The following is a 19,689-nucleotide window of genomic DNA, read 5'->3' as shown; positions in this document are numbered from 1 at the left end:
CGCGCTCGCCGGCAGTCGCTGGGGACGCCGGCTCGCCACCGCGCGCAACGAGGCCGACACGACGGCCCCCGCCGATGCGGCCGCCCCGTCCGCCGGTCGGGCCGACGCGCTCGCACGCGTGGTCGCGATCCTGGACGAGGTCGGCTTCTCGCCGGTGCTCGGCGGGCCGGACCACGTCGCGCCCACCGGGACGGCATCACTCGCAGACGACGCCCCCGTCGTCATCGAATTGCACCGTTGTCCCTTCATCGACGTGGCGCGCAGCCAGGCCGACATCGTCTGTTCGGTGCACCGCGGCCTGATCCAGGGCGCACTCGAGCGCCTCGACGCGCCGTTCGGCCGGGTCACCCTCGAACCGTTCGCCCGCCCCGGCATCTGCCTGGCCCGCCTCGAGCCCGAACCGCCGGTCGCTTCCCTTTCGGCCGCCCACGTTGAATGATTGACCAATGACGTCACGGCCGCCGTCGAGCTATCGCACGCTCGCCTCGTTCAGCAGGATCCAGCTGCTGCACTTCCTCCAGCAGCGCGGCACGATGACCGTGGGTGACCTCGCCGAGGCAACAGGGCTGCACCACAACACCACCCGGGAACACCTGCAACGCCTGATCAGCGATGGTTTCGTCACCTGCGAACCGGAGATCACCGAGACGAAAGGCCGCCCGCGGATGCTCTACAGCGCCGCCGGCGGCGCCGACCACCAGGCGGGCTGCATCCGTGAGGCGAAGGCCGCGGCCGCCGAACGCCGCGGCGACCTGGTGCGGCGGATGCTGCCCCTCCAGGCCATCCTGCACTCGCCGCTGCAGCGGCAGCTCGACGCCCTCGACGACCACCTCGACCAGACCGGGTTCGACGCGACCCTCGACCCCGACGGCGATCATGTGCACCTGCACGACTGCCCGTACAGCGAGATGGTCAAGGCGCACCCGGAGGTGTGCCGGGTGCACTTCGGCCTGATCAAGGGTCTGCTCGAACAGGCGGAGGGTCCGCTGGCTGCCGAGGCGCTGCATCCGCTGGTCGAAGCGAACCTGTGCACACTCGACCTGCATCGCGCCGAGCCGGGTCCGGCCGCCGAACCCGAACGTGAATCCGAGCGTGAACCCGAACGGGAACCCGCAAACATTTATCACGGTGTTTTCGGCTTGTAGCCCCCGATCGCGCCCGTGAGACTCGGATGTGAGGGTGGTCGCTGACTGCGGCGACGCCCGGCACAGCAAGGGGTACGTCGTGAAACCAGCTCAGACCTCCGCCTTCTCGAAGCCCGCCCGCGGCAAGCCGGCCAGCAAACCCGGCACCGACGGGCCCCTCACCGACACCATCCTGAACCTCGGCCGGTTCCTCCGCCGGGGTGAGACGTCGCCCGACCTGCGCTCCCTGTTCCTGGAGGGCGGCCGCGACGCCGACAGCTTCTACCGCGACCGCTGGACCCACGACAAGGAGGTGCGGTCCACCCACGGGGTGAACTGCACCGGCTCGTGCTCGTGGAAGGTGTACGTCAAAGACGGCGTCATCACCTGGGAGACCCAGCAGACCGACTACCCGAGTGTCGGCCCCGACTCCCCGGAGTATGAGCCGAGAGGCTGCCCGCGCGGCGCGGCCTTCAGCTGGTACACCTACTCGCCGACCCGGGTGAAGTACCCCTATGTGCGCGGTGTGCTGCTCGACCTCTACCGGGCCGCCAAGGCGAAGACCGGCGACCCCGTGCTCGCCTGGGCCGAGGTCACCGGGAACCCGGAGAGCGCCCGCGCCTACAAGAGCGCCCGCGGCAAGGGCGGCCTGGTCCGGGCGAGCTGGGAGGAGGCGGCCGAGATCGTCGCCGCCGCCCACGTGCACACCATCAAGACGTACGGCCCCGATCGGATCGCCGGTTTCTCGCCCATCCCGGCGATGTCGATCGTCTCCCAGGGGGTGGGCAACCGGTTCATCTCCATGCTCGGCGGCACCATGCTCTCCTTCTACGACTGGTACGCCGACCTGCCCGTCGCTTCCCCACAGGTGTTCGGCGACCAGACCGACGTGCCGGAGTCCGCCGACTGGTGGAACTCGTCCTACCTGATCATGTGGGGCTCCAACGTGCCGGTCACCCGCACCCCGGACGCCCACTTCATGGTCGAGGCCCGTTACCGCGGCCAGAAGGTCATCACCGTCTCGCCCGACTACGCCGACAACTCCAAGTTCGCCGACGAATGGCTCGCGGTGCACCCCGGCACCGACGGCGCGCTCGCCCTCGCGATGGGCCACGTGGTACTCACCGAGTTCCTCGTCGACCGGCGCACGCCCCGCTTCGTCGACTACATGAAGCGCTACAGCGACTCCGCCTACCTGATCACCCTCACCCAACGCGGTGACGCCTGGGTCCCCGGCAAGTTCATGACCGCGGATGCCCTTCCCGCCACCGCATCAAGCGTCGCCAGCGCCGCGTTCAAACCCGTGTTACTCGACCAGGCCGGCCAGGTCGTCGTGCCGAACGGGTCGATCGGGCACCGTTTCTCCGAGACCGACGTCGGCAAGTGGAACCTCGACCTGGAGGGCGTGGACCCGCTCCTGTCCATCGCCGACGCGCCGGACTACGACCAGGCCTCCGTCGCCATCGACCTGCCCCGGTTCGATCTGGCGCCGGGCACCGACGAGGTCGGTGAGCAGCACGCAGGAGGAGCGGGCGTCATCCGTCGCGGGGTGCCGGTGCGGATGGTGGCCGGCCAGCTGGTCACCACCGTGTTCGACCTGCTCCTGGCCCAGTACGGCGTCGGCCGGCCCGGCCTGCCGGGGGAATGGCCGACCGGTTACGACGACGCCTCCTCGCCGGGCACCCCGGCCTGGCAGGAGGGAATCACCTCGGTGCCGATGCAGGCCGCCGAACGGATCGGCCGGGAATTCGCCCAGAACGCCGAAGACTCCGGCGGGCGCTCGATGATCCTGATGGGCGCGGGCACGAACCACTGGTTCCACTCCGACACCATCTACCGGGCCTTTCTCGCCCTGACCACGATGACCGGCTGCCAGGGTGTGAACGGCGGCGGCTGGGCTCACTACGTCGGCCAGGAGAAGGTGCGCCCGCTCACCGGCTACGGCCAGTACGCGTTCGGCCTGGACTGGGTGCGGCCGCCCCGCCAGATGATCGGCACCGGCTTCTTCTACCTGGCCACCGACCAGTGGCGCTACGACGGTCTGTCCGCCGACACCCTCGCCAGCCCGCTCGGTGCGGGCACCTTCGCCGGCCGCACGACGGCCGACTGCCTGGTCGAATCGACCAAACGCGGCTGGATGCCCGGCTATCCCACCTTCAACCGTAACTCGCTCGACCTCGTCGACGAGGCGGAGACGGCCGGCGTCGACCCGGCCCAGTACGTGGTCGAGTCGCTCGGCGACGGCAGCCTCGCCTACTCGGTCGAAGACCCGGACGCCCCGGAGAACTTCCCGCGGGTGCTCGTGGTGTGGCGCGCCAACGTGATCGGCTCCTCCGGCAAGGGCAACGAATACTTCCTCAAGCACCTGCTCGGCACGGACAGTGCGGTGCGGGCGCCGGAGTCCCCGCCCGCGAAGCGGCCGAAGACGATGAAATGGCACGAGACCGCGCCCGAGGGCAAACTCGACCTGATGGTCACCAGCGACTTCCGGATGACGTCGACCACCATCTTCAGCGACGTCGTGCTGCCGCCGGCCACCTGGTACGAGAAGAACGACCTGTCGACGACGGACATGCATCCGTTCATCCACTCCTTCAACCCCGCCATCACGCCTCCGTGGCAGGCGAAGACCGACTTCGACATCTTCCACATCCTCGCGCAGAAGATCTCCGAGTACTCGGTCGAGCACCTCGGGGTGCGGAAGGACATCGTGGCGGTGCCACTGCTGCACGACACCCCCGACGCGATGGCCACCCCGCACGGCACCGTCGAATACGACCAGCCGCTCATCCCCGGCATCACGATGCCCAAGCTCGTCGTGGTCGAGCGCGACTACCCGGCCTTCTTCGACCGGCTCGGCGCTCTCGGCCCGCTGACCGAGAAGCTCGGCATGGTCACCAAGGGCGTCAAGTTCAACCCCGACGTGGAGGTGGAGTACCTGGGCCGGAAGAACGGCCTCGTCGAGGGCGGCCCGACCGTGGGGCGGCCCCAGCTGAAGACCGCGATCCAGGCCTGCGAGATGGTGCTCGCCCTCTCCGGCACGACCAACGGCCGGCTCGGAACCCAGGGCTTCCGCCGGCTGGAGGAGCGCACCGGCATGAAGCTGGCCCACCTGGCCAGCGACAACGAGGGCCGCCGCTTCTCCTACCCGGATGTGCAGGGCGCGCCGGTCCCGGTGCTCACCTCTCCGGAGTGGTCGGGCAGCGAGCACGGTGGCCGCCGCTACAGCGCGTTCACGATCAACGTGGAACACCTCAAGCCCTGGCACACCCTCACCGGCCGGCAACACTTCTATCTCGACCACGACTGGATGATCGAATTGGGCGAGCAGCTGCCGATCTTCCGGCCGCCGCTGGACATGCACCGCCTGTTCGAGGACTCGATCGTCGGCTCTACCGCCGCGACGGGCGCCGCCGGCTCGAAGGGCCGCGCCGAGGTCGCCGTGCGCTACCTCACCCCGCACTCGAAGTGGTCGATCCACTCCGAGTACCAGGACAACCTGATGATGCTCTCGCTCTCCCGCGGCGGCCCGACCATCTGGATGTCTCCGCTCGACGCCGACAAGATCGGCGTGCGCGACAACGAGTGGATCGAGTCCTACAACCGCAACGGCGTCGTCGTCGCCCGGGCGATCGTCTCGCACCGGATGCCGGAGGGCACCGTGTACATGTACCACGCCAAGGACCGCACGATCAACGTTCCCATCGCGGAGACGAGCGGGATGCGCGGCGGCACGAACAACTCGCTCACCCGGATCCTGCTCAAGCCGAGCCACCTGATCGGCGGCTACGCCCAGCTGTCCTTCGCCTTCAACTACCTCGGCCCGACCGGGAATCAACGCGACGAGGTCACCGTGATCCGTCGACGCAGCCAGGAGGTTGAGTACTAAATGCGCGTAATGGCTCAAATGTCGATGATCATGAATCTCGACAAGTGCATCGGCTGCCACACCTGCTCGGTGACCTGCAAGCAGGTCTGGACCAACCGCACCGGCGTCGAATACGTCTGGTTCAACAACGTGGAGACCAAGCCGGGCGTCGGCTACCCGCGTCGCTACGAGGACCAGGAGAAGTGGAAGGGCGGCTGGATCCGCAACAAGCGCGGCCGGCTGAAGCTGCGCTCCGGCGGCCGGTTGAAGCGCCTGGCCACCATCTTCAACAACCCGGACCTGCCCGTGATCGACGACTACTACGAGCCGTGGACCTACGACTACGACATGCTCACCAAGGCGCCGCTCAGCACCCAGAGCCCCGTGGCGCGCCCCAAGTCGCTGCTCACCGGCAAGAACATGGACATCAAGTGGTCGGGGAATTGGGACGACAACCTGGGTGGTTCGCAGGAGACCGCGGCCGATGACCCCATCCTCGCCACCATGAGCGAGCACGTGAAGATGGAGTTCGAGAACACCTTCATGTTCTACCTGCCGCGCATCTGCGAGCACTGCCTGAACCCCGCCTGCGTCGCTGCATGTCCCTCCGGGGCCATGTACAAGCGCGAGGAGGACGGCATCGTGCTCGTCGACGAGGACGGCTGCCGCGGCTGGCGGATGTGCGTCTCCGCCTGCCCGTACAAGAAGGTCTACTTCAACCACAAGACCGGCAAGGCGGAGAAGTGCACGCTCTGCTACCCGCTGATCGAGCAGGGCAAGCCCACGATCTGCTCCGAAACCTGCGTCGGCCGGCTGCGTTACCTCGGCCTGATGCTCTACGACGCCGACGCCGTGCTCGCCGCCGCCAGCATTGAGAACGACGAGGACCTGCTCGACGCCCAGCGCGGGGTCTTCCTCGACCCGTTCGACCCGGAGGTCATCGCCGCGGCGAAGGCCGAGGGGATGGAGGACGACTGGATCCTCGCAGCCCAGAACAGCCCCATCTACAAGCTCATCTCCGAATACAAGGTGGCGCTGCCGCTGCACCCGGAGTACCGCACCATGCCGATGGTCTGGTACATCCCGCCGCTGTCCCCGGTCGTCGACGTGATCTCCACCACGAACAACGACGGCGAGGACGCCCGCACCCTTTTCGCCGCGATCGACAAGCTCCGCATCCCGGTCGAATACCTCGCCGGGCTCTTCTCGGCCGGGGACACGATCCCGGTCGAGTCGTCGCTGCGGAAGCTCGCCGCGATGCGCTCCTACATGCGCGACATCAACCTCGGCCGCGACCGGGACGAGTCGATCCCGGAGGCGGTCGGCATGACCGGCACCGAGATCGAGGCGATGTACCGGCTGCTGGCCATCGCCAAATACGAGGACCGCTACGTCATCCCCAAGGCGCACGTCGAAACGGCCAGGGAACTCGAGGAACTCGCCTGCTCGCTCGACACCGACGGCGGCCCCGGCATGGGCGGCCCCACCGCCGCCACGGCCGCGGGACCGTACGGGAAGACCCCCGGCATGCCGTTCAGCGCGACCGTCGATAACTACAACGAGATGGTTGGCAGGGGCGGGGAGAAGACCAGGCCAACCACGCCCGGCCGGATCAACCTGCTGAACTGGAACGGCGGCGGTGTGCCGCCCGGCTTGTTCCCGCCCAGAGTTCCGCCCGTCGGGAACGCAGGGAGCCCCGCATGAGACTCCCGAAGCTGCCGAAACGGACGGTGGCCGCGATCGGGCTGTCCGCCGAGGACGGCGCCATCGCCCATATGGCCGCGTCGATCCTGCTCGACTACCCGTCCGTGGAACGCCGTTCGCGCTTCGGGGCGGTCGCCGAGGCGGTGACGCTGCTTCCCGACCCGCTCCGGAACGCTTTCGAGGCTTTCCTGGTCGCCGCGGATGCGATGGGCCAGCAGGAGCTGGAGATTCACTTCACGGCCACCTTCGACCTCAAGCGCAAGTGCTGCCCGTACCTCAGTTACTACGCCGCGGGTGACACCCGGCGCCGGGGGATGGCCCTCGTGCGCTTCATCGAGGCCTACCGCGCGGCGGGCTGGGAGGTCGCGGCGGATGAACTGCCCGACTACCTGCCGATGGTGCTGGAGTTCTCCGCGCTGAGCGATTCACCGATTGCGCAGGAACTGCTCGCGGCGCACCGCGACGGTATCGAGGTGCTCCGCTCGGCGCTGGAGGCGACCGGGAGTCCCTACGCACACGTGGTGGAGGCGGTGTCCCTATCGCTCCCACTGATCGACGAGGAGACCCGCCGGCGCTACCTCACCCTCGTCAACGAGGGGCCGCCGACCGAGACGGTCGGTATGACCTTCCTCGGCAATCTCAAACCGTTCTCGCCGTCCGGCGCCTCCAGTGAGGAACTCAGGGTATGAATCCGATCGACTTCCTGCTCTGGGTGGCGTTCCCGTATGCGGCCATGGCGGTCTTCGTCGTCGGCCACATCTTCCGCTACCGGCACGACCAGTTCGGCTGGACCTCCCGGTCGAGCCAGACCTACGAGAACCGGCTGCTCCGCTGGGGATCACCGATGTTCCACTACGGCATCCTGATGGTGCTCGGCGGACACATCGTCGGCCTGCTCGTGCCGAAGGAATGGCTGGAGTTCTTCGGCGTCACCGAGCAGATCTACCACCTCGGTGCCACCTGGCTCGGCAGTGTGGCGGCGGCGCTGACCCTGGCCGGCCTGGCCATCCTGATCTACCGCCGCCGGCTGAACTCCCGGGTGCTGTTGGCCACCACGGTGATGGACAAGATCATGTACCTGCTGCTCGGGGCCGCCCTACTGTTCGGGACGACCGCGACCGTGCTCTTCCAGGTGCTGGGCCCCGGCTACGACTACCGGGGCACGATTTCGCCGTGGGTACGCGGGCTGCTCCTGGCCCAGCCCGACCCCTCACTGATGAGCCATGTGCCGTTCTTCTTCCAACTGCACGTGCTGAGCGCGACCCTCCTGTTCATGCTCTGGCCCTTCACCCGGCTGGTGCACGTGTTCTCCGCTCCGTTGGCGTACTTCGTTCGGCCCTACATCGTCTACCGCTCCCGTGACCAGCACCGTGGATCGGGCTCCCGTAAACCGCGCCGAGGTTGGGAGAAGAGCGAGCTACCCGGGAGCACGAGGGACCGCCAGGGCACCCGCCGGTAGTACGTCACCCAGATTCTCCACCCCGGCCGTTTCCGCCCGGCACGATACGGGTTAGCTGAGGCTGTCCTGCGTGGACCGCCGGCGGGAGGCTGCATAGCATGAGTCACGAGGTGGCTGCCGGACGGCATCCGCCCGGTGACACTGGGAGACCCATGTTCGACACATTTTTCGGCCTGCCGATGCATCCCCTGATCGTGCACGCGACCGAGGTCATCGTTCCCACGGCGGCCGTTGTGGTCGTCCTCGCGGCGCTGTGGCCGCGATTCCGCCGGTGGGCCGGGTTCGTGCCGCTCGGCCTGGCGCTGGCGGCCCTGGTTCTCGTTCCGCTGTCCATCGAGTCGGGGCAGAGCCTGGAAGAGCGGGTCGCGGAGTCGCAGCTGGTGCAGACCCACGTCAATCTCGCCGACGGTCTGCTGCCCTGGGTCATCGGACTGGTCGTCGTTGCCGTCGGGCTGCTCTGGTGGAACCACCGGGAAAGCAGGCAAAGCCGTTCGCCCCGCTGGATCGCCATCACCCTGATCGCGGCCGCGCTGCTCGCCGGGACGGGAACCACGATCCAGGCCATCCGGATCGGCCACAGCGGCGCCGCCGCCGTCTGGTCCGACAGCGTCGCCCGCCAGTCAGGCAACCAGAACTGATCGCCACCCCCGTCCGCTCGCGAGAGTGCACTTTTCGCCCCTTCATGCCGGTTGGGCGAGAAGTTCACTCTCGCGGCCGGGACGGGCGCCTGGCGGGTGGTCAGCCGGGGAAGGGGGCTCCCGGGCGGGCGTAGTAGTGCCAGGCGAGACCGGTGCAGAAGACGCTGAACACGGCGACGCCGATGAAGAACGCCGTGGGGCTGATCATGGTGAGCGAGATGCCCACGATGAACGGGCCGAAAGCGGCGATGGCCGAGGTCCAGGCGATCGCACCGCCGGCCTGGCGCTTCGGGAAGATCATCGGCATCTGTTTGAAGGTGCCGGCATTGGCCATCCCGGAGAAGAAGAAGATCACGATCATCCCGGCCAGGAAGCCCCAGAACTCCTCCACCCGGGTGGGGTTGAGGAAGAACGCGGTGAAGACCGTGCCGATCACCATCCCGGCTCCGCCGATGAAGGTGAAGATCGCGCCGCCCCACCGGTCGCAGCCCGGGCCGCTCGCCGCGCGAACGAGCGCGCCGACGACCGGGCCGATGAAGGCGAAGGCGAGCGGATTCGGTGCATCCGGGAAGTCGCCGTAGACGTTGAGGATGATCAGCCCCATCTGGGCGGCCAGGCCGCTGTACGCACCGAAGCTCATCAGGTAGATCGCGGTCATGATCCAGGTGTGCTTGATCCGGAAGATGTCCATCTGCTCGCGGAAGTTCGCCTTGACCGGTACCCGGCGCAGGTAGATGATCGCCAGCACGGTGCCGAGCAGCGCCCAGGGGATCAGCACGAGGCCGCCGTTGTGCAGCCAGACCAGGTCGCCCTTCGCGCTGCTCTGCGGGGTGAGCGCGGCGGTGCCGAGCAGCCCGAAGCCGACCACCCAGGGCAGCAGCAGCTGGATCAGGCCGATGCCGAAGTTGCCGAGGCCGGCCTGCAGGCCGAGGGCCGTGCCGGCCAGCCGCTTCGGGAAGAAATAGCTCGTCGAGGCCATGAACCCAGAGAACGCGCCGCCGCCGATGCCGGCGGCGAAGGCGAGCGCGAGCAACACCCAGTATGGCGTTGACGTGTCCCTGGCGGCGAGGGTCCAGCCGAGCATGGGGAGCACCAGCAGGGCCGATGACAGGCCGACGAGCGCGCGGGTGCCCATGATCGGCGGGAGGAACATGAAGACCAGGCGTAGCAGGCCGCCGGCCAGGCCGGGCAGGGCGACGAGCCAGTACAGCTGGCCGGGGGCCAGGGAATAGCCGATGTCATTGAGACGAGGGGCGATCGCGCTGACCAGGTACCACGCGGCGAAACTGAGCGTCAGGACGTAGGTGGTGATCCACAGGGTGCGCCAGGCGAGCCGGGAATCCCAGGTCTCTTCATGCTCCGGATCCCAGTTGGACAGGTCCGGATTGAGCTTCGAGGCGACGAGTGTGGAAGAGGCTGCTGACATGAGCTTCCTTGGCCTGGGTGTATGGTCGGGCGCCGACGGCCCGCGTACCTACCACCCTGACCGTGCACGCATGCCGCGACAACGCGGGAACACCGTGAAAAATCGGCTCTTTCCCCCTGCGGGCCGAGCGACCGCCGATCGGCCCGGATCGCCGGCAGGGACGCTCAGCCGCCGGCGAAGGGCGGGAGCACGTCGACGGTGTCGGTTGGGGCGAGGGTGACCGCGTCGTCCGTTGCCCGTGTGCCGTTGACGAGGAGCGAGCAGAGCCCGAGGATGCGGTCGAACTCGGCGCCGAATTGCGTGGAGAGTACGGAGCGCAGTTCACCGATCGTGTCCGCGTCGATCGCGGCGCCATCGCTGGCGGCGGCCTCGGCGGCCCCGGCGAAGAATCGCACGGTGGCCATCAGCGATCGGCCTGCGGGTGGTCGCCGGCCCAGGTGAGGGCCAGCCCGGTCGCCAGGGCGGCGGCGCGTTCGATGTCCGCGCCGGTGCCGCCGTTCCGGGCCGCGGCGAGCCCGACCAGGAAGGTGCTCAGCGGCGCGGCCGGCCTGGCCACACCGTGGGCGACGTCCCGGGCGACGTCGAGTAGCAGGGCGGTCGGGATGTCGGCCGGGTCGATGTCGAGGGCGGCGGCGAGGGCGGCCAGCCAGTCGTCGAGGGCCTCCGGCGGAAGGGGGGCCTGGGTGCTCATCGGATGTCACTCCTCGGTGGGTTGCTCCGCGACGGATTCAGGAGCGCGGTGCTCTGCAGAACATCCTGCCACGTGTCCACGTCGCGCCCGGCCCGTTCGCCGTCACGGATGCCGCGTAGCGTGAACCCGGCGAGCAGCTGCCGCACACTCGCGTCCCGCGCTTCGCTCCCGAGCCGCCGCACACCCGCACGGAGTGCCTCAGCCCGGTAGATTCCGGCAAGCCACTGCTCCCGGCCGTCGGCGTCGACGAGGTGAAACCCGTCGACCTGGGCCGGCCCGTCGACCAGGGCCGGCCCGGGAGCCGGCCCGGTGGCCGCCGCGACCAACAGCCGCGCGGCATCCGCCGCCCAGGGCAGGTCGCAGGCGAGCACGAGCAGCCAGGGGCTTCCGGCAGGGTCAGGCTCCGCCCCGGCGGCCTGGTTGGGTGCGGCCAGGTTCGGTGCGGCCTGGTCGGGTGCGGCCAGGTCCAGCGCGGCCAGCCCGGCGACGATGCCGGCGACCGGTCCACCGAACGGTGGATCCTCCAAAGCCCAGATGAGTGGCCCGGACTGCGGGCCCGCCGCGTCCCGCGCAGCGTCCGGCCCGACGACGACGACGCGGTGGGCCAGCACGCCGGCGTCCAGTACCCGGGAGAGCAGGGTGCGGCCGGCCACCTCCACGGCAGGCTTGAACCTGCCGCCGAGACGGCTGCCGCGGCCACCGGCGAGCACGATCAGGTCAACGGTCGGCAGGGCGGTTCGTCTCGGCTGCGAGGTGGGGAGCGGCACGGTCAGCCGTCGCTGCGGTGCCAGTCGCCCGACTTGCCGCCGGTCTTGGTGATCAGGCGCACGTTCTCGATCAGCACAGACTTGTCCAGGCCCTTGACCATGTCGACGACGGCCAGTGCGGCGATGGAGACCGCGGTCAGCGCCTCCATCTCCACGCCCGTGCGGTCGGCGGTGCGCACGGTGGCGCTCACCCGTACACCCCCGTCCTCGATCACGAGGTCGACGGCGGCGCCGTGCACGCCGATGACGTGGGCGAGGGGGAGCAGGTCGGCGCACTTCTTGGCGCCCTGGATGCCGGCGATCCGAGCCACCGCGAGCACGTCACCCTTCGGGGTGCTCCCGTCGAGGAGCGCGGCCACCACCTTCGGACCGCAGCGCACGAACCCGGCCGCGGTGGCGCTGCGCACGGTGGGCTGCTTGTCGGTGACATCCACCATCCGGGCCTGGCCGGCCGAATCGAGGTGGGTGAATGGCTGCGGGGTCACGGGAGGTGTGGGCACAGCAACAGCATGACAGTCAGGAGGTCACCCTCGTCAATCCGGGTGACGTCCTCCGGAACGAGGGCGAGCCCGGTGGCCTGGCCGAGACCGGCCACGAGGTGCGAACCGGAGCCACCCGCCGCCGCAGGTCGCACCCGGGAGTCCGCTCCCGTGCGTTCGATGATGACCGGCATGTACTGCGCGCGTCCCGGGGGAGAGTTCCAGCTCTTTGCGGCGGATGCGGAGACCGTGGGGCGGTGCAGTTCGGCGTGGCCGCCCAGCCGGCGGAGGGCCGGCCGCACGAACACCTCGAACGATACGTAGGCGCTGACCGGGTTGCCGGGGAGCGCGAAGATGACCGGTCCGGGAGCCCCGTCGTCTCCGGCCGGCCAGCGGCCGAATCCCTGGGGTTTGCCCGGCTGCATCTTGACCGGGCCGAAGCTCATGGTGGGCAACGGGGCGAGCACGGCCTTGACCACGTCGAAGGCTCCCACGCTGACCCCGCCGGAGAGCACGATGACGTCGACGGTTCCGGCAAGGGTGGCCAGAAGGTCCCGGAGGGTGTTCTCGTCGTCGGGCACCGCCCCGATCCGGATCGGCACGGCCCCGGCCTCGGCCACGGCGGCGGCGAGGAGGTAGGAATTCGAGTCGGGGATCTGACCGCGCCGGGGCGCGTCGCCGGGAGTGACCAGTTCGCTGCCGGTCGAGATCACCGCGACCCGCGGGGCCGGATGGACGAGCAGCGAAGATCTGCCCGCGCTCGCCGCGGCGGCAATCCGGGTCGGCCAGAGCACCGAGCCGGTTGTGAGTACGGTGTCGCCGGCTTGGGCGTCCTCCCCGGCGCGACGGATGTGCGCGGCCGGCTCCGGCGCGCGCAACACGGTGGCGAAGTAGAGGCCGCCGCGGTTGGTGTCCTCGATCGGCACCACGGCATCCGCTTCGTCGGGCAGAGGCGCGCCGGTCATGATCCGGGCGGCCTGCCCGGGGTCAAGGGCCGGATTCTCGCTCGTGCCGGCGGCGAGGTCGGCGATCACCTGCAGGGTGACGGGGTTCTCTGCCGAGGCGTCCAGCAGGTCGGCCCGGCGCACGGCATAGCCATCCATGGCCGAATTGTCGAACGGAGGAGTTGCGGTGGCGCTGCGGATGTCCTCGGCCAGCACCAGCCCGCGCGCCGCGTCGAGCGAGGCCAACTCGGGTGCCAGGGGTGTGGCTGTCGCAAGCACGGCGGCCAGGTGTTCGGCCACGGTCTCGGCGTCGGCAGGGGCGGCGCAGGCATCCGCCGCGTGGTGCCCGTTCTCGTGCACTCTCCCGTTCTCGTGCACCGGTCAGCCCCTGGTCGCGCGGGTGTCGGCCGCGGCCCACTTGCTGCCCGCGCCGGGGGCGTCCCCGGCGGCAACCAGGGCGTCCCAGGCGACGATCCCGCCCTCGAGCAGGGTCAGCCCGGTGAAACCGGCCCGGTGCAGTGCGGTCGCAGCCGTCTGCGCGCGCGAGCCCTGGTGGCAGTGCAGCACCAGCGGCACGTCGGTCGGCAGGGTCGCCCGGCCCTCCTCGGTGAGCAGCCGTCCCAGGGGCAGCAGCACGGCGCCGGGCACGGCGCTCTCGGCGTGCTCGCCCGGTTCCCGCACGTCGACGACGAGGAATGGCGCGCCGCCCGCGGCCCGTTCGGCCAGCCGGCCGGCGAGCTCGGTCGCGGTGAGGCTCGGCCAGTCCGGGACCGGGTCCAGCTCGGCCGGCGCCGGCCGGGGGTCGGCGGCGGCAACTCCGGTGCCGACCAGCGGAACCTCGCTGAAGCGCCCCGAGAGGGCGTCGATCACCAGGATGCGTCCGATCAGCGGAGTGCCGATCCCGGCGATGAGTTTGATCGCCTCGGTGGCCATCAGCGAACCGACCTGGCCACAGAGCGCGCCGAGCACACCGGCCTCGGCGCAGTTGGGCACCTCGCCGTCCGCGGGCGGGTTCGGGAAGAGATCGCGCAGGTGTACCCCGACGAGACCGCTGTCGGCCGGGGGCGTGGCCCAGAACACCGACAACTGGGCATCGAAGCGCAACACGGATGCCCAGACCAGCGGCAGCCCGAGCGCGGCGCAGACATCGTTGACCAGGAACCGGGTCGGGAAGTTATCCGTGCCGTCGATCACCACGTCGTAGCCGCCGATGATCGCCGCCGCGTTGTCCGCGGTGAGCCGTTCGGCGTGCTGCACCACGGTTGCCTCCGGTGCGATCGCCGCGATCGACTCCGCCGCGCTGGCCACCTTGGGCCGGCCGACGTCCCGGGTCCCGTGCACGATCTGCCGCTGCAGGTTGCTGGGCTCCACATCGTCGCTGTCGACGATGCCGATGGTGCCGACCCCGGCGGCGGCCAGGTAGATCAGGGCGGGGGAGCCGAGACCCCCGGCGCCCAGCACGAGCACCCTGCCGCCCGCGAGGCGGCGCTGGCCGAGCTCGTTCAACTGGGGCAGACGGCGTTGGCGGGCAGTGCGAGCGGACTCGGCGGCGCTGAGCTGCGCAACCGGCTCGACGAGAGGGGAAAGGGCCATACCCCAACGCTAGGCGCAGATCCGAGTGATGAGATCCGGATTCGAGAATCCCCTTGATTTCTCAGGGTCTTTGTAGTCGAGTATTAGGGCTCCAACTAGAGAATCCATGCAGTCTCGCGCGGCCGAAGAGGCCGCGTTTCGAGGAAATTCGACAAGGAACTAGGAAGGTACTTTCATGACGGGGAACAGAGCAGTTGCCTACAAGAGCCCGGGCCAGGTCGAGGTCATCGACATCGACTATCCGAGCTTCGAACTGAAGGACGGGCCGGGCGTGAATCCGGGTAACGTCGGCAGGAAGGTGCCGCACGGCGTCATCCTCCGCACGGTCACCACCAACATCTGCGGCTCGGACCAGCACATGGTGCGCGGCCGCACGACCGCACCGACGGACCTCGTCCTCGGGCACGAGATCACCGGTGAGGTGGTCGAGGCCGGGACCGACGTCGAGTTCATCAAGGTCGGCGACATCGTCTCGGTGCCGTTCAACATCGCCTGCGGGCGATGCCGGAACTGCAAGGAGCGCAAGACCGGGATCTGCCTCAACGTCAACCCCGACCGCCCCGGTAGCGCCTACGGCTACGTCGACATGGGCGGCTGGGTCGGCGGGCAGGCCGAGTACGTGCTCGTGCCTTACGCGGACTGGAACCTGCTGAAGTTCCCCGACCGCGACCAGGCGCTGGAGAAGATCATGGACCTGACCATGCTCTCCGACATCTTCCCCACCGGTTACCACGGAGCGGTGAGCGCGGGCGTCGGGACGGGATCGACGGTCTATGTCGCCGGGGCAGGCCCGGTCGGTCTTGCGGCCGCGGCATCCGCGCACCTGCTCGGTGCCGCCGTCGTCATCGTCGGCGACCTCAACGAGGAGCGGCTGGCCCAGGCCCGCAGCTTCGGCTGCGAGACGATCGACCTCCGCAAGGGCGACCCGCAGGACCAGATCGAGCAGATCCTCGGGGTCCCCGAGGTCGACGCCGGGGTGGACGCGGTCGGCTTCGAGGCCCGCGGCCACGGCCAGAGCGCTGGCGAGGAACGGCCGGCAACCGTGCTGAACTCGCTGATGACGATCACGGCCGCCGGTGGAGCCATGGGCATCCCCGGGCTGTACGTCACCGGTGACCCGGGCGGGGTCGACGAGGCTGCGAAGGTCGGCTCCCTGTCGATCAGGCTGGGTCTGGGCTGGGCCAAGTCGCTGTCGTTCACCACGGGACAGTGCCCGGTGATGAAGTACAACCGGCAGCTGATGATGGCGATCCTGCACGACAAGGTACAGATCGCGAAGGCGGTCAACGCCCAGGCGATCACCCTCGAGGATGCACCACGCGGGTATGCCGAATTCGACGCCGGCGCGGCCACGAAGTACGTCCTCAACCCGAACGGTTACGTGAAGTAAGCGGCGCCGTAACCGCCGGGCCCGCTGGGATCCTCGGATCCCGGCGGGCCCGGCCTTTCCTTCCCAGCCGCCGCGATTAGTGTGGAGACATGACCGGCGCTGAAGTCCAGGAACCCGTCCCCAGGTTCTACCGTTCCCTGGCGGACCTTCCGGTGGTGACCGAACAGCCCACCGGCCGGGTCACCGACACCATGAACCGGCCGCTGCACGACCTGCGCATCTCCGTCACCGACCGCTGCAACTTCCGCTGCGTCTACTGCATGCCGAAGGAGGTCTTCGGCAAGGACTTCGCTTTCATGGAACGGGACGAGTTGCTCTCCTTCGAGGAGATGACCAGGCTGGCCAGGATCAGCGTCGCCCACGGGGTCGAGAAGATCCGTCTCACCGGCGGTGAGCCGCTGCTGCGCAAGGGTCTCGAGGAACTCGTCGCCATGCTCGCCGCCCTCCGCACCCCAGACGGCCGGCCCATCGACATCGCGCTGACCACGAATGGGTCCGCGCTCGCCGTGAAGGCGCAGGCGCTGAAGGATGCCGGGCTCACCCGCGTGACGGTGTCGCTCGATTCGCTCGACGACGCGACCTTCCGAACGATGAACGACGTGAACTTCCCGGTGGCGAAGATCCTGAACGGGATCAATGTCGCTCACGAGGCAGGGCTTGGCCCGATCAAGATCAACATGGTGGTCAAGCGCGGCCAGAACGAGCACGACATCGTCGCCATGGCCCGGCACTTCCAGGGAACGCCGTACATTCTCCGGTTCATCGAGTTCATGGACGTCGGCTCCAGCAATGGCTGGGAGATGGCCGCGGTGGTGCCCTCCCGCGAGGTGATCGCGCTGATCAACGCAGAGCTGCCACTGGATGAGGTGGCCCCCAACTACGACGGCGAGACCTCCAGGCGCTGGCGGTACCGCGACGGGAGCGGCGAGATCGGCGTGATCTCCAGCGTCACCCAGTCTTTCTGCCAGTCGTGTTCGCGAGCGAGGGTTTCCACCGACGGCAAGTTGTTCACCTGCCTGTTCGCGACCGAGGGCCACGACCTACGCGCCCTGATGCGCGGCGGCTGCACCGACGAACAGCTCGCCACGGTGATGGCGCAGATCTGGCGGGAACGCACCGACCGGTACTCCCAGCTGCGCAGCGCGAAGACGATCCAGCTGCGGGCGGCCGGCAAGAAGAAGATCGAGATGTCGTACATCGGGGGCTGAGACGGTGACAATGGAGCGACCGTCGGCACGACGAGGGGCAAGGACTGATGAACAGAATCACCGCGCGGCGCAAGGTTGTTCGCCTGACCCTTGGGCACCAGCCGACCACCCGCGAGGACGTGCTTGCTGTCGAGGAGCCACTGGAGATCCGGGTGAACGGCCGTTCCCTGGCCGTCACGATGCGCACCCCGGGCAACGACTACGACCTGGCCGCCGGCTTCCTCGTCTCGGAGGGCGTGATCACCCGGGGCGAGCATTTCTTCACGGCGCGGTACTGCGCCGGCGCCACGGACGAGGGGCTGAACACCTACAACGTGCTTGACGTGTCGCTCGCGCCGGGTGTGAAACCGCCCGACCCGAGCCTTGAACGCTCGTTCCTCACCACCAGCTCCTGCGGGCTGTGCGGCAAAGCGAGCATCGACGCCGTTCGCACGAAGTCCTCGTTCCCGGTAGCGGATGACCCGGTGCGGGTCGACGCGGCGCTGCTCGCCACGTTCCCCGACCAGCTGCGAACGAACCAGGCCGTGTTCGAGAAGACCGGTGGGCTCCACGCCGCCGCGCTGTTCGACGGGACCACCGGCCGGATGCTCCTGCTGCGCGAGGACGTCGGCCGGCACAACGCGGTGGACAAGGTCATCGGCTGGGCGCTGAAGGAGAACCTGCTGCCGTTGACCGGCACGGTGCTGATGGTGTCGAGCCGGGCCAGCTTCGAACTGGCCCAGAAGGCGATGATGGCCGGCATCCCGGTGCTCGCCGCCGTGTCGGCGCCGTCGTCGCTGGCGGCCGAGTTCGCCGCCGAGGTGGGCATGACGCTCATCGGATTCCTCCGCGGCAACTCCATGGTTATCTACGCCGGGGCGGAGCGGATCGGGCACGAGGAAAATGAGGTGCCGGCGGTGCGCGAGGGACAGCCGGCGGCGTCGCGCGCACCGGAGTCACCGAACCCGGAGTCACCGAACCCGATCGGCGAGGGCACGCTCAGCAGACGATGACGCACCGTTCCTGAGATCAGCCGGCTGTGGATTTCGCCGGAGGACAGGATCAGCAGGGTCAGGCCAACCGTTAGCGGTTCCAACAGGAAGAGCCCGTGCCCCAGGATCATCACCCTGTCCTCGTGCCGCGAGTCCTGCGCGCTCCCCTCGGCGCGCCTGTGCGCGCAGGGCGCGATCGCCGTGGCGGGAGCGGGCTGCGGAAACGGGCGCGGCGGCTGGCCTTGTGGGAGTCGAAATCGCAAAGTGTATGTGCGCATAGTAAATGTTCGGGGAAGCCGGGCGATCGGATGATGACGACAGGAGCACACGATGTGGAGACCTGAGTACACGGCAGAGAGCGAGATGGCGCCGACCGAGGTCTGGGTGGCATTTCGAGACATCCATACCGGGGTCGCGGTCCAGCCGGGCGGGGACCGTTTCGATTGGACGGCCCGTTCGCCGTCGGCAGGGAGCTGAGCGTCACCCCGGTCGGCCAGCAGACCTTCCGCGCACGGATCACTGAGCTCGTCCCGGCCGACCGCTACGCCGACGAGACCGTATTCGGCGACGTCGTGCTGACCTTCCGGCACACCTTCGCGGCGATCGACGGTGGCACCAGGGTCACCCACGAGCTCGAGATCGACGGCCCAGCGGCCGACGAGTTGGGCCCGGAGCTCGGTACCGGGATCAGCGCCGACTTCCCGGAGGCGATGGCCGGCCTGTTCGAGCTCGCCGCGGCATCCGTGCGGGCGGCGGCGGGCGCAGATTCGTCCTGGGCGGCGCTGCCCGAGTCAGCGTCGGCCAGCGCACCAGCCGGTCGATAGACCGGGTCCCGCGCGTGCTCGAGAGTGAGTTCACCGACGCCGAGGACAGTACCGGTCTCATGCTGTGGCGAGTCACGAATGCTTGGCAGGCGTCGCAGCGGGCAGCGCTCAAACCACTCGGCCTGACCCACGTGCAGTTCGTCCTCCTCGCCTCACTCGCCTGGCTGGAGAACGACGACCCGATCACCCAGCGGGCTCTGGCCAGCCAGGCCGGAACCGACCCGATGATGGCCTCGCAGGTGGTGCGCGCACTTGAGCGCAAGACCCTCGTGCAGCGATCGGAGCATCCGACGGATGCCAGGGCCCGCTCCCTGCGGATCACCCCGGCCGGAGCGGCGCTCGCCAGCCGGGCCAATGCGTCGGTCGAGGCGGTCGACCGACGATTCTTCACCCCGTTGGGCGCCGGCCAGCCTGCACTCACCCGGATGCTGCGCGAAATCCTCGAGGCGACCGCGCCACGACCGGAAGCGGGCTAGGCATATCGGCCGCCGCGCACCCTGCCCGCGCCCGTTTCGGCGGGCCGCGACGGCGGTGGCGGTCGCGGGCTGCGGAAACGGGCGCGGCGGTGCGCGGGTCGGGTCGGGTCGGGTCGGGTCGGGTCGG

General features: G+C 69.1%; 19 protein-coding genes. 12 read left to right on the top strand and 7 right to left on the bottom strand.

Annotated elements, in window-relative coordinates; all coding sequences use genetic code 11:
• The 7 genes from E3O19_RS17925 to E3O19_RS17525 all read left to right on the top strand — a co-directional run.
• Nucleotides 1-439, top strand: a 439-nt coding sequence (locus E3O19_RS17925) for a helix-turn-helix domain-containing protein (RefSeq protein ID WP_478213372.1), incomplete at its 5' end; no start/stop codon positions are given.
• 7 nt (nucleotides 440-446) lie between these two features.
• A complete protein-coding gene (locus E3O19_RS17550) occupies nucleotides 447-1,145 on the top strand; it encodes a helix-turn-helix transcriptional regulator (protein WP_134569567.1) in 699 nt (232 codons plus the stop codon).
• A gap of 79 nt (nucleotides 1,146-1,224) precedes the next feature.
• Nucleotides 1,225-5,013: a nitrate reductase subunit alpha gene (locus E3O19_RS17545; RefSeq protein WP_134569566.1), complete on the top strand. Its 3,789-nt coding sequence runs from the start codon at nucleotides 1,225-1,227 to the stop codon at nucleotides 5,011-5,013.
• The gene (narH, locus tag E3O19_RS17540; protein ID WP_134569565.1) at nucleotides 5,014-6,696 is read left to right on the top strand and encodes a nitrate reductase subunit beta; all 1,683 of its coding nucleotides are present in this window, start codon (nucleotides 5,014-5,016) and stop codon (nucleotides 6,694-6,696) included.
• Nucleotides 6,693-7,385 carry a nitrate reductase molybdenum cofactor assembly chaperone gene (gene narJ / locus E3O19_RS17535; RefSeq protein ID WP_134569564.1) on the top strand — a complete coding sequence of 231 codons (693 nt, stop codon included), beginning with the start codon at nucleotides 6,693-6,695 and terminating at the stop codon, nucleotides 7,383-7,385. Before narH ends, narJ begins: the two co-directional genes overlap by 4 nt.
• Nucleotides 7,382-8,155: a respiratory nitrate reductase subunit gamma gene (gene narI / locus E3O19_RS17530; protein WP_134569563.1), complete on the top strand. Its 774-nt coding sequence runs from the start codon at nucleotides 7,382-7,384 to the stop codon at nucleotides 8,153-8,155. Before narJ ends, narI begins: the two co-directional genes overlap by 4 nt.
• A gap of 152 nt (nucleotides 8,156-8,307) precedes the next feature.
• Nucleotides 8,308-8,793 carry a DUF2231 domain-containing protein gene (locus tag E3O19_RS17525; protein ID WP_134569562.1) on the top strand — a complete coding sequence of 162 codons (486 nt, stop codon included), beginning with the start codon at nucleotides 8,308-8,310 and terminating at the stop codon, nucleotides 8,791-8,793.
• A 100-nt stretch (nucleotides 8,794-8,893) separates the two neighbouring features.
• On the opposite strand, the gene E3O19_RS17520 is transcribed toward E3O19_RS17525, so the two are convergent.
• The 7 genes from E3O19_RS17520 to E3O19_RS17490 all read right to left on the bottom strand — a co-directional run bounded on the left by E3O19_RS17520 (nucleotide 8,894) and on the right by E3O19_RS17490 (nucleotide 14,693).
• Nucleotides 8,894-10,219 carry an MFS transporter gene (locus tag E3O19_RS17520; RefSeq protein WP_134569561.1) on the bottom strand — a complete coding sequence of 442 codons (1,326 nt, stop codon included), beginning with the start codon at nucleotides 10,217-10,219 and terminating at the stop codon, nucleotides 8,894-8,896.
• A 164-nt stretch (nucleotides 10,220-10,383) separates the two neighbouring features.
• A complete protein-coding gene (locus E3O19_RS17515) occupies nucleotides 10,384-10,623 on the bottom strand; it encodes a MoaD/ThiS family protein (protein WP_134569560.1) in 240 nt (79 codons plus the stop codon).
• Complete coding sequence (locus E3O19_RS17510; RefSeq protein ID WP_134569559.1) at nucleotides 10,623-10,910, bottom strand: DUF6457 domain-containing protein; 288 nt, start codon at nucleotides 10,908-10,910, stop codon at nucleotides 10,623-10,625. The genes E3O19_RS17515 and E3O19_RS17510 overlap by 1 nt, the downstream gene beginning before the upstream one ends.
• The gene (gene mobA / locus E3O19_RS17505) at nucleotides 10,907-11,677 is read right to left on the bottom strand and encodes a molybdenum cofactor guanylyltransferase (RefSeq protein WP_198413945.1); all 771 of its coding nucleotides are present in this window, start codon (nucleotides 11,675-11,677) and stop codon (nucleotides 10,907-10,909) included. Before mobA ends, E3O19_RS17510 begins: the two co-directional genes overlap by 4 nt.
• A 2-nt stretch (nucleotides 11,678-11,679) precedes the next feature.
• Nucleotides 11,680-12,177 (bottom strand): cyclic pyranopterin monophosphate synthase MoaC, encoded by a 498-nt coding sequence (gene moaC / locus E3O19_RS17500; protein ID WP_277613048.1) that lies wholly within the window; start codon nucleotides 12,175-12,177, stop codon nucleotides 11,680-11,682.
• On the bottom strand, nucleotides 12,159-13,460 hold the full coding sequence (locus E3O19_RS17495; RefSeq protein ID WP_134569558.1) for a molybdopterin molybdotransferase MoeA: 1,302 nt from the start codon (nucleotides 13,458-13,460) through the stop codon (nucleotides 12,159-12,161). Before E3O19_RS17495 ends, moaC begins: the two co-directional genes overlap by 19 nt.
• A 21-nt stretch (nucleotides 13,461-13,481) precedes the next feature.
• Nucleotides 13,482-14,693, bottom strand: coding sequence for a ThiF family adenylyltransferase (locus E3O19_RS17490; protein ID WP_134569557.1), 1,212 nt, complete (start codon nucleotides 14,691-14,693; stop codon nucleotides 13,482-13,484).
• 175 nt (nucleotides 14,694-14,868) lie between these two features.
• Here E3O19_RS17490 and fdhA point away from each other — a divergent pair, with 175 nt between their 5' ends.
• The 5 genes from fdhA to E3O19_RS17465 all read left to right on the top strand — a co-directional run bounded on the left by fdhA (nucleotide 14,869) and on the right by E3O19_RS17465 (nucleotide 19,562).
• Nucleotides 14,869-16,083 carry a formaldehyde dehydrogenase, glutathione-independent gene (fdhA, locus tag E3O19_RS17485; protein WP_134569556.1) on the top strand — a complete coding sequence of 405 codons (1,215 nt, stop codon included), beginning with the start codon at nucleotides 14,869-14,871 and terminating at the stop codon, nucleotides 16,081-16,083.
• 89 nt (nucleotides 16,084-16,172) lie between these two features.
• The gene (moaA, locus tag E3O19_RS17480; RefSeq protein WP_134569555.1) at nucleotides 16,173-17,291 is read left to right on the top strand and encodes a GTP 3',8-cyclase MoaA; all 1,119 of its coding nucleotides are present in this window, start codon (nucleotides 16,173-16,175) and stop codon (nucleotides 17,289-17,291) included.
• A 47-nt stretch (nucleotides 17,292-17,338) separates the two neighbouring features.
• The gene (gene fdhD, locus E3O19_RS17475; protein ID WP_134569554.1) at nucleotides 17,339-18,283 is read left to right on the top strand and encodes a formate dehydrogenase accessory sulfurtransferase FdhD; all 945 of its coding nucleotides are present in this window, start codon (nucleotides 17,339-17,341) and stop codon (nucleotides 18,281-18,283) included.
• 422 nt (nucleotides 18,284-18,705) lie between these two features.
• Nucleotides 18,706-19,086: an SRPBCC family protein gene (locus E3O19_RS17470; protein WP_241981474.1), complete on the top strand. Its 381-nt coding sequence runs from the start codon at nucleotides 18,706-18,708 to the stop codon at nucleotides 19,084-19,086.
• 14 nt (nucleotides 19,087-19,100) lie between these two features.
• The gene (locus E3O19_RS17465) at nucleotides 19,101-19,562 is read left to right on the top strand and encodes a MarR family winged helix-turn-helix transcriptional regulator (RefSeq protein WP_241981473.1); all 462 of its coding nucleotides are present in this window, start codon (nucleotides 19,101-19,103) and stop codon (nucleotides 19,560-19,562) included.
• Nucleotides 19,563-19,689 lie beyond the last annotated feature (127 nt).

The sequence above is a fragment of the Cryobacterium algoritolerans genome, assembly GCF_004402785.1.
Taxonomy (GTDB): domain Bacteria; phylum Actinomycetota; class Actinomycetes; order Actinomycetales; family Microbacteriaceae; genus Cryobacterium; species Cryobacterium algoritolerans.
This window is presented reverse-complemented; position numbering and strand designations above follow the sequence as displayed.

Excerpts from the sequence above, each read along its gene's own strand:
- moaA (WP_134569555.1), top strand. The coding sequence starts at position 16,173 with ATGACCGGCGCTGAAGTCCAGGAACCCGTCCCCAGGTTCTACCGTTCC.
- E3O19_RS17490 (WP_134569557.1), bottom strand. The coding sequence starts at position 14,693 with ATGGCCCTTTCCCCTCTCGTCGAGCCGGTTGCGCAGCTCAGCGCCGCC.
- E3O19_RS17525 (WP_134569562.1), top strand. The coding sequence starts at position 8,308 with ATGTTCGACACATTTTTCGGCCTGCCGATGCATCCCCTGATCGTGCAC.
- narJ (WP_134569564.1), top strand. The coding sequence starts at position 6,693 with ATGAGACTCCCGAAGCTGCCGAAACGGACGGTGGCCGCGATCGGGCTG.
- E3O19_RS17515 (WP_134569560.1), bottom strand. The coding sequence starts at position 10,623 with ATGGCCACCGTGCGATTCTTCGCCGGGGCCGCCGAGGCCGCCGCCAGC.
- E3O19_RS17510 (WP_134569559.1), bottom strand. The coding sequence starts at position 10,910 with ATGAGCACCCAGGCCCCCCTTCCGCCGGAGGCCCTCGACGACTGGCTG.
- fdhA (WP_134569556.1), top strand. The coding sequence starts at position 14,869 with ATGACGGGGAACAGAGCAGTTGCCTACAAGAGCCCGGGCCAGGTCGAG.
- fdhD (WP_134569554.1), top strand. The coding sequence starts at position 17,339 with ATGAACAGAATCACCGCGCGGCGCAAGGTTGTTCGCCTGACCCTTGGG.
- narI (WP_134569563.1), top strand. The coding sequence starts at position 7,382 with ATGAATCCGATCGACTTCCTGCTCTGGGTGGCGTTCCCGTATGCGGCC.
- narH (WP_134569565.1), top strand. The coding sequence starts at position 5,014 with ATGCGCGTAATGGCTCAAATGTCGATGATCATGAATCTCGACAAGTGC.
- E3O19_RS17520 (WP_134569561.1), bottom strand. The coding sequence starts at position 10,219 with ATGTCAGCAGCCTCTTCCACACTCGTCGCCTCGAAGCTCAATCCGGAC.
- E3O19_RS17550 (WP_134569567.1), top strand. The coding sequence starts at position 447 with ATGACGTCACGGCCGCCGTCGAGCTATCGCACGCTCGCCTCGTTCAGC.